The organism is Sulfurimonas paralvinellae, assembly GCF_014905135.1.
Classification (GTDB): domain Bacteria; phylum Campylobacterota; class Campylobacteria; order Campylobacterales; family Sulfurimonadaceae; genus Sulfurimonas; species Sulfurimonas paralvinellae.
Map to the genome: position 1 here is coordinate 1,609,912 of NZ_CP041406.1, position 13,511 is coordinate 1,623,422.

Genomic DNA, 13,511 nt, shown 5'->3' on the forward strand with positions numbered 1-13,511 from the left:
ATTTTGTTTGTTTTGCCATTAAGGGCTGTTTTAAGCCAAAAGTTTAAACATTTTTGGAAGGTCCAATGTCCCTTCATAGTAAGCTTTTCCGATGATAACACCTTCTATTTCACCTGTTGCTATCAGAGCTTTAATGTCATTTTCATCTTTTACACCGCCGCTTGCTATCGTTGCGACTTTACTTGCACGGGCAATATCAAGAGTAAAGTCCACATTGACACCTGAAAGCGTGCCATCACGACCTACATCAGTACAAATAATAGCTTCAACACCTGCATTGGCAAACTCACGTGCCAAGTCAGTCGCTTTCATCTGGCTTACTTCACCCCAGCCTTCTACAGCCACATAACCGTCTATTGCATCAATACCCACCGCTATTGGATATTTTGCGGCCATATCTTTAACGAACTGCGGATCTTTTACTGCAATAGAACCTAATATTATTCTATTTATCCCGATCTCAAGCATCTTTTGAATCGTTTTCTCATCACGAATACCGCCGCCGAGTTCAAGCTTTACACTACAGTTCTCTCGTATCTTGACGATCTGCTCAAGATTTTTCGGCTCTCCTGCAAAAGCACCGTTAAGATCAACCAGATGCACCCACTCTGCACCCATCTCTTCAAATGCTTTGACAAGTTGCCATGGCTCATCCGAGTATATTTTCGCACTCTCCATAAGTCCTTTTGTCAAGCGCACCGCTTTGCCGTCTTTTAAATCGATTGCCGGATATAAAGTCATTTTCTTCCTTATAGTTCTATAAAATTTTTAAGTATTGCAAGCCCGTTTTTGTGGCTTTTTTCAGGGTGCGGCTGGATTCCCATAATATTACCGTGTGCCACTGCCGAAGTGAATTTATAGCCATAATACGTCTCACCGATAATATCTTCGTCATTTGCACATTTGACATGATAGGTATGTACAAAGTAGAGATAGTGTTCATCATCCAGCCCTTCAAAAAGAGGATGTTCCTTTGTAAACATTCTATTCCAGCCCATATGCGGTACTTTGAGCGGCTCTTCAAATTTTGCAGTATCAAAATGTTCGACACGGCCTTGAATAAGTCCAAGCCCTGCGTGAGAACCAAACTCTTCAGAACTTTCAAAAAGCAGCTGCATACCGAGGCATATACCAAGCATTGGTTTGCCTGATGCGGCAAATGATTTAATGGAGTCTATCATATCCCGCTCACGCAGATGCTCCATCGCATCACCAAAAGCGCCGACTCCCGGCAATACAAGCTTATCATAAAGGTGAAATTTTTTCGGATCACTCTCTACGACTGTCTCTTTTCCCAGTTTTGCAAATGCATTTTGAACACTTGCCAAATTTCCCATGTTATAGTCAATTATCGCTATCATTATTCATCAATCTTTAATTTTGTAAATTTTATATATACAGCCAAACTTATCAGTAAAAATGCCACACCGATGACAATATACATCGCATATATCAACTTATTCGGATCTATTATGGCAAACTTGAAAACCAGCATCAACGCCTCAATGGAGAGTGCAATAATAATAGAACCCAAAAATCGAACCATCGTCTTATGCGGGCCTGAGATATTGTGTTCTTTATGCCGTCCCAATATCTCCTCTTCGATAAGCGTTTTAGAGAGATCAAAAATGGCCAGTGATAGTGTAAGAAGAATCGTCGCTTCGAACATATCTTTTATTTTAAATTTATCCGGTGTGATCTCATAAACAAAAAAGCTCTGAATTCCTTTAAAAAAGAGTAAAACAGCAACGGCAATGAGAGCAAAAGCAAAGGCACCATATGCGACTTTAAAAAATTCACTGAAAAGATGATCCATTGTCGTTGGATGTGCAATTTTTATGGCCTCTGCAAGTGGCACATCAATGCAGGCAACATACTTCAACTCACCTTTTTCATTGAAAATCGGTGCTGATGCTGTTACTGTCAGATCTCCGGTTATCAAGGAAGGATACGGATCAGTCAGCGTACATCGTTCTTCTCTTACTGCACGGTAATAATAAGCTCGATCGGCTCTGATTTTACCAATATCGTCATCGACCTGTTTTTCGGGTTCAAAGGTAGGACTGACCTGCACACCTTTTTCATCAAGAAGATAAACACCTTCACAATGCTCAAGTTCTGCTTTTATCTTGAGCAGACGGGGGATTATCATCTCACGTGTAATCGACGGCAGCCTGTTTGGTATATTTTTAGAAAACAGGTAGCAAAAATAAGCTCTTGCTTTCGTTCTGCCTTCAGCATAGAGTTGTATATCGTGTGCAACCATTACCAAACCTCCTCATGATTTAGTCGAATTATATCAAAGATTTACTATTATTGGTATAATGTCATCAATGAATAAAGATATTAAAAAGATTGCCATTGTCAGGCTTTCAGCCCTCGGTGATATTGTCAACAGCAGTATTGTTTTACAATTTATAAAAGAGTTCTATCCTCACGCAGAGATTTCATGGATAGTGGAAAATGCTTTTGCAGATATACTCAAAAACGCAAAACATCTCGACCATATTCATCGCGTCGATCTCAAAAGATTTAAAAAAGAAAAAAAATTTAGCTTACTGAGCGAAGAGTACAAAAAACTAAAAAGCATCGCTGAGTTTGACATTATCATAGACATGCAGGGACTTATTAAATCGGCCATAGTTTCTAGAATACTTGGAAAGAATACGCATGGCTTTGACAAACACTCAACGCGTGAGTCTTTAGCTGCTCTGTTTTACAATACAGCTTCAAACATCGCATATGAGACAAACGTAATTACCCGTAATGCAAAAGTCGTCTCCGATGCTTTAGGTATAAATATTACAGATACTATGATAGAAAATAAAGAGCCCGTTTTTAAAATAACAAAAGAGTTCGAGCTCAGAAGTGACATGAAAAATATTGCCTTTGTCATCGGAGCATCCTGGGAATCTAAACGCTACCCAAAAGAGAAGGTCGCTGAAGTTTGTGACGAGCTTGGGGAACAGTGCTACATAATCTGGGGAAATGACAAAGAATTTGAAGATGCAGAGTGGATATGTAAGCACTCAGAGTATGCTACACTTGCACCGAAACTCACCTTAGATGAACTCATCTCTTTTATCTCCCATATGGATCTGCTTATGGGCAACGACACAGGACCGACACATATAGCATGGGCACAAAACATTCCATCTATCACGCTCTTAGGACCAACTACACTGCGAATGATTGGACAAACACCTCAAAACATCAGTATAAAATCACCTTCCCATGTCAATATTTTAAAAATCGATAAAGATGATTTTTCGATCAAAGAGATCAAACCAGAGCAGATAATCTCTCATGCCAAGGAAATATTATGCAGCGTATAGGTTTTTACCTTTTTCTATCTCTTGAAAAGTTTTTAATGTTTTTACCAAAAAAAACAAGGCGCTCTTTCTTTGAATCACTTGGAGTCTTGGCTTATTATATTAGTACTCGTTACGGAAAGGTAGTAGAACAAAATCTTCGTTTTGTATTTGAGGACTCAATCACTCCTGAACAAATAGATGAGATCAAACGCTATTCTTTCAAACAGATGTTGATCAATTTTCTACACACTATGGAAAGCCGCTACTATACTCCTGATGAGATCACCCAAAACATCACCTTTGAAAACCTAGAAATCGTACAAAAAGCACAACAGGAAAAAAGGCCCATCATATTTGTAACCGCCCACTACGGAGCATGGGAATTAGCAGGTCGTGCACTAAGCTATAAAATCGAACCTATCCTCATCATCTATAAAAAAATGAAAAACAAGTTCTTTGAAAACTATCTTCTATCATCGCGTGAAAAATGGAAAATGACCTATGCAGAGCGCCATGGAGCAACAAGAGCAATGATGAAAACATTACGAAAAGGCGGGGCTATGGCAATTTTAATAGATACCAATGTCAACAAGAACGAAGCTGTCAAAGTTAAGTTTTTAGGTCACGAAATCTCTCAAATCAAGACAACTGCCTATTTTGCAAGAAAATACAATGCTGCCCTTATTCCGGCACTGATTCATACAGAAGATGATGAGAACTACACTATACGATTTGACAGTGAAATTGTTCCGCCAAAAACCGACAATGAAGAAAGAGACATTCAAGTCTCCATGCAGATGCAAACTGACTGGCTGAGTAAAGAGATACTCAAAGAGCCAAAACCATGGTTTTGGCTTCACAGAAGATTTAAAGAGGATTATCCAGAAATATACAAACGAAACTAATCGTCATTTGACTTTCCTTCACACTCCCTGGTCTGTGCTTCAAAAAGTTTTAAAACAGTAAGAAAAAAGGCTGTTATTGCAGGGCCTAAAATCATGCCCCAAAAACCAAACGTTGTCAATCCTGCGATAATTGCAAAGAAAATAACCATCTCATTCATCTTTGTATCGTCATCATTGAGCAGTTTTTTATTGATCCATTTGATAATGAGCGGTTTTACAAAAGTATCTGCAACTATAGAGATGACAACTATAGAATAAAGTGCAATAAAAATCGCACTACCGGAGTTGCCTATGGCAAATTCATAAATCATAAACGGCAGCCACATCAAAGCTCCGCCAACTACCGGAATCAAAGAGGCAAAACCATACATGATGCCAAAAAGAAGTCCATTATAACCCATAAAAGAGACGGCAATGCCAAAAAGCGCCCCCTCGAACATCGCTGTAGTAATAATGGAGTAAAAGACAACACTCATCACGGCAGAAAGCTCCCGCGTGAGCAATGAACTCTCTTCTACGGACATCTGCAACACACGCTTTAAAAATCCCATAATGGCAGCACCGTTATACAAAGCGAAAAAGTAAAAGACAATAACAAGAAATGCATTTTTTAAAAACCCTGCACTAAAAGCTCCTATTTTTGCCGCGATGCTCAATGCATACGCCGTAATTGTATTAATATTCACTTCAGCAAAAGAGTCTTTGATATATGGTTTTATAAAAAGTAAAAACTCCGGTGGATTTGTAATGAAACCATTGATGTAAAGTTCGACTTTCTGCAGTGTATCCGGCTGTAAATGCTTAAGCCAAATTGTCAAATTTCCCAAAAAGTACCCAAGCGGTGCAAAAAACAAAAGTGCTAACAACAGACTTGAAACAGAAGCAGCCAAAAGCTTGGAATGAAGTTTTTCTTCAAAATAATCTTGAATGGTAGAAGTCGAGACAGCAAGCAAAGCTGCAATCGTAATGACCATCAAAAAGGGTGCGTACAGCAGATACATCCAATAGAGTGATGTTGCAAAGAGTATGGCTATAAAATACTGCGGTTTCAAAAGAGTGTCCCATCCTCATTTATATTGTTCATATTTAATACATCATACGTTGCTCGAGTAGCCCTGCGCCCTTTTGCCGTTCTCTCCAAGTAGCCGTTTGCGATGAGATACGGCTCAAGAACATCTTCAACCGTACCTTCATCTTCGCTTAGGGCGGCAGCAATGGTACTTAGACCCATCGGACGACCATTCGAACTTGCCAACAGTTTTAAAAGCCGCAAATCCATTTCATCAAACCCATGTGAATTGATGCCAAGTTCATCCAAAGCGTATTGTGTCCGCTGATGATGAATATGCTCTTCATCTGCCACCTCAGCAAAATCCCTCACACGGCGTAACAGACGTAGAGCGATACGCGGTGTCCCTCGACTTCGTTTTGCAATTTCAAGTGCTGCTTCATGAACAATTTCACGTTCAAGTTTTGCAGATGCCTGTTTAATAATCTCTGCCAACTCATCATGAGAGTAGAAGTTCATACGAAAGCTCATGCCAAAGCGGTCACGCAACGGATTTGAAAGCATACCCGCACGTGTCGTAGCACCGATGAGCGTAAAACGCGGCAGATCGATTTTTACTGTCTGTGCAGCCGGACCGCTTCCTATGATAATGTCTATGCGGTAATCTTCCATAGAAGAGTAGAGTATCTCTTCTACTGCAGGAGAGAGCCTGTGTATCTCATCTATAAAAAGAATATCACCCTCTTCCAGATTTGTAAGAATCGCAGCCAGATCTCCACTTTTTTCTATCATCGGTGCAGCCGTAACTTTAATATTTGAGTTCATTTCATTGGCAATGATCAGAGCAAGCGTTGTCTTTCCGAGTCCCGGAGGTCCATAAAAAAGAACATGGTCAAGAGCTTCATCTCTTTTCTTGCTTGCTTCTATAAAAACAGAAAGATTCTTTTTAATCTGCTCCTGACCTATATACTCACTCCATGCATCAGGGCGCAGTGTCTGTTCACTGCTGGCATCTTCCAATGAAAAAGTTTCTATATCCACAACTCTATCCATAGACATATCACCCATTAGTATGTATGTTCCTCAGCAGGAAATGTTCTTGCCGTCACCTCTTTTGCATATGTCGCAACAGCACCTTTTACCAAAGCAGCACCGTCAAGATACTTTTTTACAAACTTTGGTGTAAATGCTTCAAAAAGTCCCAGCATATCAGAAAACACAAGCACCTGCCCATCCACATCTTTTCCCGCACCGATTCCAATCACAGGAATACTCACTGCCTCTGCCACCACTTTGGCGACATCAGCTTTTGTTCCCTCGATAACCATACAAAAAGCACCCGCCGCCTCAACAGCCTTTGCATCGGCTATCAAAGATCTTTTATCCTCTTCATTTTTGCCTTTGATCTTGTAACCGCCTTCACTGCGGACAGATTGCGGTAACAGTCCTATGTGACCGCAAACTGCAATACCGTTATCGGTCAAATGTTTGATGATCTCCGCTTTATCCGCACCTCCTTCTATCTTCACACAATCCGCTTGTGAGGATTGAAAAACTTTAATGGCATTCTCAAGTGCTTTTTCTTTTGTGCTGTATGTTCCAAAAGGCATATCACACACAACAAAACTCTCCGGTGCACCTGCACAAACGGCATTCGTGTGGTAGATCATCTGATCGAGTGTCGCTGAGATGGTATCACTCTTTCCGGCGAAACTCATATTGAGACTGTCCCCCACCAAGATCATGTCGACACTCTCTTGAAACAGTTTTGCAAAAAGTGCATCATAGGCTGTAATCATCACTAAAGGCTTCACGCCCTTGCTCTTTTTTATCGAAGATATCGTTGCTTTTTTACTCATTGAAAAACTCTTTTTAAATTTGTAGATATATTTTAACCAAATATTGCTATAATTTAAACAACAATTGGAGTATTTGATGGGTATACGAAGTGATTTAGATGCTAATTTTGATTTTGAAATTGTGGATGAGTTTCTAGACCACTACGCAATGATGGTTGACAGCATGGAAGTAATGATAGTAGATCTATCAAAGCCGAACATGTATGAACGAAGTGTCAACGAACTTTTTCGTGTCTTTCACAACATTAAATCCGCTTCGGCATACCTCAAAATTGTACCTATGAACAAACTTGCCGAATTTGTAGAAAATGAGCTCGAAGAACTCCGCAATAAAAAGCCGCCGGTATCTTCAGAGACAGTGGACTGGCTGCTAAATATTAGCGATATGTTCGCAACATGGCAAGATGACTTTAAAATGGACAATGAACTCAGCAAGATCAAATACTCTCTGCTAAAAATACCTGACTTGGAAAAATAACATTTATGAAAAACTTAGTAGCTTACATAACTTCAGGCTATCCTGATAAAAATTTCTCAATTGACTTGGCACTCTCACTTGGTCAAAACGGTGTAGACACCCTTGAACTCGGAGTACCATTTTCAGACCCTGTTGCCGATGGCCCTGCCATTGAAAATGCAAACCATAAAGCATTGGAGCTTGGATTTAAGTTTAAAGACCTTCTTGCAATCTCTAAAGAGGTCGCACCAAAAGTAGATACACTCTGGATGGGCTATTTCAATAGTTTTTATCAGCAAAATATGGAAACACTCATACCTCACGCAAAAGAACTCGGCGTGAACGGTTTGATAATTCCGGATGTTCCTCATGAAGAGGCGCTTGCTTATAAAAAACTCTTTGATGATAACGAGATGGCGAACATCTCTTTTGTCGCACCGACAGATTCAGAGCAACGCATCCAAGAGATCGTAAAAGATGCAAAAAAATTTATTTACATGGTAGCGTATACAGGCATTACGGGTGCAGGAACAGCAGAAGATTTGCAGCCTTTTTTAGCAGATATCAAAAAATATACGCAAACACCGGTCTATGTCGGTTTTGGTGTGAATGAGAAAACAGCGAAAGAGAAGGTAAAAGGAGCAGACGGTGTTATTGTCGGAAGTGCCTTTATCAACATTCTTCTCGACGATTCCCTTTCAAAAAATCAACAAATAGACAAATGCAGCAGTTTGGCAAAAGAGATCAAAGAAAAGATCAATTCATAATTTCAAAAAGCACTAAGAGTGTTTTTTGAAACATCGAGTCATTATCATCACTGACCATCAAAAATCTATTTTTCCCCACTTTCGTAACTCCTTCAAAATTATCAATATGCCATCCGGCATCAGAATCAAGTTTTGCAATCAACTCACGCTGACAGACTCTTTTTTCATTGCAATTCGCCAAATTGACCTTCACTAAAGATGTAATGTGACGATTGGTGAGATAACTATACTCACGCAAGAGTATTAGCAAATTGTCCGAATCTATGAACGCAATATCCGTTACTGCGCCTTGAGCGTGAAATTTCCAAAGTTCATCTTTGGCATAGAGTGTATGGTATTTGCTGTTTTTGTCTTTTAACGGTAGTTCCGGAATGGTTATAATTCCATATTTTTGAGAATAGGCGACACTCTCCAATCCTTTATTTGGACTCTGATACTTTTCATTATCTTCCAAAAGAGCATTAAGTTTCATTTTTTTTATTTTTTTACCCCTGCGTGAGCAAAAAAGCACTCTATTTTTACGTTCAAAAGAGATTAAAAAGCCATCTTTATAGAAAGTTATTCCCTCTGAATCCCTCTTCTTTTTCTTGAACGGCTCTGATTTTTTATTTCTCAAAAGATAATGCTCACGCAGCGTGAGTTTTTGGATTCTATCATTTTGTACAATGATGTCAAAAAGGTACAAACTGCCCTGATCACTCAAAGCGTATAACATATTATCTTTATAAACCAAACCTGAAAACTCATGAACATTTGGAAATTGCAGCTCTTTTGCATCTAAAATTTTTATACTATTCTGTGTAGCTTGTTGTTTGGCAGGAGTGATTGTATATGCAGTCATATCTGCGTGAAGCATATGTTGTAATGCAAAAATTAAAATGATACTTTTAAACATTGTTTCGTTCTTTCACTTGGTCTCCCTACGTGGACTCGAACCACGAGCTATCCCTTAGGAGGGGACTGCTTTATCCAGTTAAGCGATAAGGAGAAATACATTGTGCTAGATAAGAAAATATTTTGTTTTATAAAAGTTAAAAATTTGGAAGTTAATGAAGTAAGTATGGTGCGCCCGAAAATATAGCGTTTTCTCTCTAACTCCGTCAGTGCAGTCCATACAGCCATTTTGAAATTTTCCTTTTAAGTTGTTATAAAGTTGTCATCTCTGTGAAAGTATATCTGCACCATTCTGATTCTACTATTAAATCTATATTTTATCTTTTGAATTTATTTCATTTCATTTAATGAAATGAGATGAGATAAAATATGAACTGAATTCTGCTAAAAAATTATATAAATTGCTATATAGTAATTATGAGTGAAAAGAGATTTTCAGCTATATACAAAAAAGATACTTTTAGAAAAAACAATTTCCCCTTTTTAGATTTTTGATATATTTTTTAAGTATTAATTTTCTTCATTTTACTATAGTATAAAAGGATAAAAACTATAGTATAAAAGGATAATTTTTAATTTTTAGCTATAGTATAAAAGGATAAAAACTATAGTATAAAAGGATAATTTTTAATTTTTAAAATCTTTTAGAATATCATATTCTAGGTAGTTTCAAGGAATTTGTAAAAAATTCCATCATGTTATTATATTAAAGAGCATGAGTGCTGTATATTTCTATAAGGTTTTCTAAACCTTAGAAATTGTTCCAGATACTTTTGTGAAAAAATATCCTCATAATTTTCATAAATGAAAATTATTCTACCCTCCGATTATTTCTCTTTTCAAAAATTAAAAATTTTTTCATTGAGAAATATATCGTTCCTCCTATTGAAACACATAATGTCCTGCAACAATAATATTTTAAAATATTCCCCTTCCTCCTCAATCGTGAGGAGTTTTTCCCCAAAGGGGAAAAGAGATTCAGGGGTAAAATTGAAATGAAATAGTCTTCATTTTAATATTTTATATAAATTATCTTTTTTATTTGACAAGGTTATTTTTTTTCTTATAATAGTTATATAACAAAAAAGGAAATAAAAATGAATATAAATAATGGAGACTATAAAAAAAATAATCAACTAATTAACAGGCTATCATATATAGATGATAAAAAAAATTTAGTATCAATAACACTAAATGAAGAAAAACTATTAGAATACTTCTTTTTTTCATTACAAAAAAGACATATTATTAGAAAAGATATTAAAAAAGAAAGTTTTTATTGGGAGAAAAATGAATGGGGAGAATTTTTAAAATTTAAAACAGATACAAAAGAATTTGAAAGCGTTCAGTTTGAAATAGAATTATATGGCTTAAAAACATTTATGAAAGTTGAAGAACAAAACTATATTGAACACATTAGAGAAATATTATCTAGGTTTTCAAAAAGACAAATAAATTATATTAGAAATCTAGAAAATGGAACACAAGAAAGAACGATAATGCCTGTTAAGGATTTTATAGTAGATAAAATTAATGGAGAAAAAAATTATAGAGTTTTGGTTCATTTAAATATTGAGTTTTTATATCTATCTTTATTTAAAGATGGACAATATACTCCTCTTAATATAAATACAGTTAAAAATATTCGTTCTAAATACTCATTGCGTATGTATTCCGAAATAGAAAAAGCATTAAATTTAAAATATGATAAATTGCCGTTAAGAAGCTTAAAAAGTATGAATGAGTTTTTTGGAACAAATCTATCCAAGCAAAAAATGGAACAAAATATTTATAGAGTTAAACAAGAATTTTTATTAAATCGAATGTATTCGTTTAAATATGAAGTTTATAAAAATGAAAATAAAGAGTGGATTTTTAGCATTACAGATATAAAAAAACTTACTGAAAATGACATTATTCTTGATTACGTTGATAGTTATTTGGATTATAGGCTACTTACACCAGAATTAAAACAACAGTTTCAAAAGAACTATATTTCAAAACTTGAAGAAATTGAACCAGATTCTAAAACTTTAAAATCTGTAAATGCACAAACTAAACACTTACAAAGAAAACAAAAAGAAAAATTTTAATTTTTTAAAACTATAAATAAATTTTATATAAATTATCTTTTTTATTTGACAAGGTTATTTTTTTTCTTATAATAGTTATATAACAAAAAAAGGAAATGAAAATGGAAAAATTAACAAAAAAATTTGGTAAAAATCTAGGAAGTTTTAATTCTCAATATATGAAAGAAAAGTTCAATATTGAGATTAATGCTAATCATTTTGTTATGAGATTTGAGAGTAATAAATATGTTGTATGTGATAAAAATTATAACATAGTAAAGGAGTTGTAAAATGATTAAAATAACACTTTTAAGTATGATATTAGCAACAGTTTTACTTTCTAATATAGTTTATATTAAAGATATGAATAAAAACCATAATTCAAGTGAATATAAGGATAATTCTAACGAAAATAAAACACCTACAAAAGTAGAATTACAATATACACCTACAAAAATAAATCTATTAACTCACAAGTTTAAATCAGAACAACACAAAAAAATAAATTACGAACAAGGAACTATAAAATGACTTTAAATAAATATAAGAAAAGAGGTTTTATAGATACAGAATTAATGAATTTCATAGGAGCGACTAATCCACCACCGATGGACAAAGAAACTTCTGATATGATAGTGAAGACAGCTAAAATGATTTTAGATGGACTTTCCTTATTTCTTCCAGATTTTATTATTGAATGGATTAAAAATTTTATTTCAGCAATAGGAATAGTAATAATTGCTTCTTTAACAATCATAACTTTTCCATTAGCATTATTCTATGCGATAGTTAAAATAGCTTACAAACTATTCAAAAAAATAAATGATGAGATAGATAACATATTCAACACTCTTTCTAGGTAATATTAACTCTTATTTTTATACCTAAAACAATATCATGGATTTACATAACATTACTTCTTAATATCTATTTTCTATGTTTTAAAAAACTTGCATATAACTCTTCAAAACCGACTTCACTTGAATGTTCAACATCTTTCATTATTTCTAAAGCTTGCTCATACTGACCTTTATCCCAGGCTTCAACAGCTCTTCTGACACCCTGGTGCACTTTTGCGTGATGATTTGACAAATCAGTAATAACTTTTTGATCATCTTTGATTTTATGCTTATTCTCTTCAAACCATTTTCCAAAACGGCAGCCATTTTCATCAATGATATTTACATTCTTTTCACCGTTTACGATATGATTATAAGCTATAAGCTTAAAGAGGATATGGTCTAATTTTCCAACGCCGACACCTACTTCATTTGTTATATTTTCCGTAATATCTGAGATTCTTGCTGCATTGGATATAATGTATCCCTGTTCTTCAAAAAATGCGTCTAACGCAGCATTTACCTCTTCGCTTTTTGTTCTGAATATTTCAGATGATTCCTGAATCTCCGATGAGCTCTGTTTTAACTGTCCGATGTTTATTTCAACTTCACTTGTTGCTTTTTGGGTACGTTCTGCAAGTTTTCGAACTTCATCGGCAACAACGGCAAACCCACGTCCATGCTCACCCGCACGAGCCGCTTCTATGGCAGCATTTAATGCAAGCAGATTTGTTTGGTCAGAGATATCTTTTATAAGTGTAATCACTTCACTGATTCCGACAACATTTTCATTAAGTACATTCACACCATCATTCAATCCTATCGCCTCTTGTGCAATGTTAGCTATAGAGTCAGATATATTTGCTGATTGTGAAGAAATTGTTTCAATGCGTGCAGCTGACTTTTTATTTAAATCGCCCGCTTCTTCAAGCTGTTCTATTGTAGACTCCATTATTTCTCTAGAGAAAGAAACACCGCTGCTATAGGATTTTATCAATATTTCAACTGCTGTATTAAGTGCATTTTGTTCAACACTATCAGTCTCTATGCCTGTTGATTGATTTTGTTCTATCTTGTAAATATGCTGCTGTAACTCTTCATTTTTACTCTTCAGAGTTCTCACTTCCTCTTCCAGTTCTTCAATACGTTCTTTATCCTGACTATTAGAAAATAATCCCATAATTAAAATCCCTTTTTTTGTATTTTCAAAAATTATACTCCTTGAAATTCAAAAATAAACTTAAATTGTTTTTTTAAGGTTTAGTTGTGATAATATAATGCAGATTCTATTGATTCTTTGCTTAAAGTAACGTATTATAGGGAATTATATGGGTTACGAAGTCATTTAATACTACTTATTTAAGCTCTAGGGGTCTTACATAAGTTCATTTTTTA

16 protein-coding genes and 1 tRNA gene are annotated in these 13,511 nt (G+C 35.4%); 8 read left to right on the forward strand and 9 right to left on the reverse strand.

Going from position 1 to position 13,511, the window contains the following annotated elements:
- Window positions 1–30: 30 nt before the first annotated feature.
- The 3 genes from hisA to FM071_RS08295 are packed head-to-tail and all read right to left on the reverse strand — an operon-like array spanning window position 31 to window position 2,266.
- Window positions 31–741, reverse strand: coding sequence for a 1-(5-phosphoribosyl)-5-[(5-phosphoribosylamino)methylideneamino]imidazole-4-carboxamide isomerase (hisA, locus tag FM071_RS08285; protein ID WP_193110537.1), 711 nt, complete (start codon window positions 739–741; stop codon window positions 31–33).
- Window positions 742–749: 8 nt separating this feature from the next.
- Window positions 750–1,361, reverse strand: a complete 612-nt coding sequence (hisH, locus tag FM071_RS08290; protein WP_193110538.1) for an imidazole glycerol phosphate synthase subunit HisH — start codon at window positions 1,359–1,361, stop codon at window positions 750–752.
- Window positions 1,361–2,266, reverse strand: coding sequence for a PDC sensor domain-containing protein (locus FM071_RS08295; protein ID WP_193110539.1), 906 nt, complete (start codon window positions 2,264–2,266; stop codon window positions 1,361–1,363). Before FM071_RS08295 ends, hisH begins: the two co-directional genes overlap by 1 nt.
- 67 nt (window positions 2,267–2,333) lie before the next feature.
- Between FM071_RS08295 and waaC the strand changes: the two genes are divergently transcribed.
- Window positions 2,334–3,335: a lipopolysaccharide heptosyltransferase I gene (gene waaC / locus FM071_RS08300; RefSeq protein WP_193110540.1), complete on the forward strand. Its 1,002-nt coding sequence runs from the start codon at window positions 2,334–2,336 to the stop codon at window positions 3,333–3,335.
- Window positions 3,323–4,219, forward strand: a complete 897-nt coding sequence (locus FM071_RS08305) for a lipid A biosynthesis lauroyl acyltransferase (protein WP_193110541.1) — start codon at window positions 3,323–3,325, stop codon at window positions 4,217–4,219. The genes waaC and FM071_RS08305 overlap by 13 nt, the downstream gene beginning before the upstream one ends.
- Here the strand turns inward: FM071_RS08305 and FM071_RS08310 are convergent.
- The 3 genes from FM071_RS08310 to panB are packed head-to-tail and all read right to left on the reverse strand — an operon-like array spanning window position 4,216 to window position 7,087.
- Window positions 4,216–5,271 carry an AI-2E family transporter gene (locus FM071_RS08310; protein ID WP_193110542.1) on the reverse strand — a complete coding sequence of 352 codons (1,056 nt, stop codon included), beginning with the start codon at window positions 5,269–5,271 and terminating at the stop codon, window positions 4,216–4,218. The two genes, FM071_RS08305 and FM071_RS08310, sit on opposite strands and share 4 nt — an antisense overlap.
- Window positions 5,268–6,281, reverse strand: coding sequence for a Holliday junction branch migration DNA helicase RuvB (gene ruvB / locus FM071_RS08315; protein ID WP_193112065.1), 1,014 nt, complete (start codon window positions 6,279–6,281; stop codon window positions 5,268–5,270). The genes FM071_RS08310 and ruvB overlap by 4 nt, the downstream gene beginning before the upstream one ends.
- Window positions 6,282–6,295: 14 nt before the next feature.
- Complete coding sequence (gene panB, locus FM071_RS08320) at window positions 6,296–7,087, reverse strand: 3-methyl-2-oxobutanoate hydroxymethyltransferase (RefSeq protein ID WP_193110543.1); 792 nt, start codon at window positions 7,085–7,087, stop codon at window positions 6,296–6,298.
- Between the two features lie 76 nt (window positions 7,088–7,163).
- On the opposite strand from panB, the gene FM071_RS08325 reads away from it, so the two are divergent.
- Both FM071_RS08325 and trpA read left to right on the forward strand, forming a co-directional pair.
- Window positions 7,164–7,565 (forward strand): Hpt domain-containing protein, encoded by a 402-nt coding sequence (locus FM071_RS08325; RefSeq protein ID WP_193110544.1) that lies wholly within the window; start codon window positions 7,164–7,166, stop codon window positions 7,563–7,565.
- Window positions 7,566–7,570: 5 nt separating this feature from the next.
- The gene (gene trpA, locus FM071_RS08330) at window positions 7,571–8,311 is read left to right on the forward strand and encodes a tryptophan synthase subunit alpha (protein ID WP_193110545.1); all 741 of its coding nucleotides are present in this window, start codon (window positions 7,571–7,573) and stop codon (window positions 8,309–8,311) included.
- Here the strand turns inward: trpA and FM071_RS08335 are convergent.
- On the reverse strand, window positions 8,301–9,206 hold the full coding sequence (locus FM071_RS08335; RefSeq protein ID WP_193110546.1) for an esterase-like activity of phytase family protein: 906 nt from the start codon (window positions 9,204–9,206) through the stop codon (window positions 8,301–8,303). The genes trpA and FM071_RS08335 overlap by 11 nt on opposite strands.
- Window positions 9,207–9,223: 17 nt before the next feature.
- A tRNA-Arg gene (locus FM071_RS08340) sits at window positions 9,224–9,299 on the reverse strand.
- Between the two features lie 1,003 nt (window positions 9,300–10,302).
- On the opposite strand from FM071_RS08340, the gene FM071_RS08345 reads away from it, so the two are divergent.
- From FM071_RS08345 to FM071_RS08360, 4 genes are all read left to right on the forward strand, one after another.
- A complete protein-coding gene (locus FM071_RS08345) occupies window positions 10,303–11,298 on the forward strand; it encodes a RepB family plasmid replication initiator protein (protein ID WP_193110547.1) in 996 nt (331 codons plus the stop codon).
- A 101-nt stretch (window positions 11,299–11,399) separates the two neighbouring features.
- The gene (locus tag FM071_RS08350) at window positions 11,400–11,567 is read left to right on the forward strand and encodes a hypothetical protein (protein ID WP_193110548.1); all 168 of its coding nucleotides are present in this window, start codon (window positions 11,400–11,402) and stop codon (window positions 11,565–11,567) included.
- Between the two features lies 1 nt (window position 11,568).
- The gene (locus FM071_RS08355) at window positions 11,569–11,808 is read left to right on the forward strand and encodes a hypothetical protein (protein ID WP_193110549.1); all 240 of its coding nucleotides are present in this window, start codon (window positions 11,569–11,571) and stop codon (window positions 11,806–11,808) included.
- Window positions 11,805–12,140, forward strand: a complete 336-nt coding sequence (locus FM071_RS08360; protein ID WP_193110550.1) for a hypothetical protein — start codon at window positions 11,805–11,807, stop codon at window positions 12,138–12,140. Before FM071_RS08355 ends, FM071_RS08360 begins: the two co-directional genes overlap by 4 nt.
- Window positions 12,141–12,204: 64 nt before the next feature.
- Here FM071_RS08360 and FM071_RS10830 read toward each other — a convergent pair whose 3' ends face one another.
- Window positions 12,205–13,296 (reverse strand): methyl-accepting chemotaxis protein, encoded by a 1,092-nt coding sequence (locus tag FM071_RS10830; protein WP_193110551.1) that lies wholly within the window; start codon window positions 13,294–13,296, stop codon window positions 12,205–12,207.
- Window positions 13,297–13,511 lie beyond the last annotated feature (215 nt).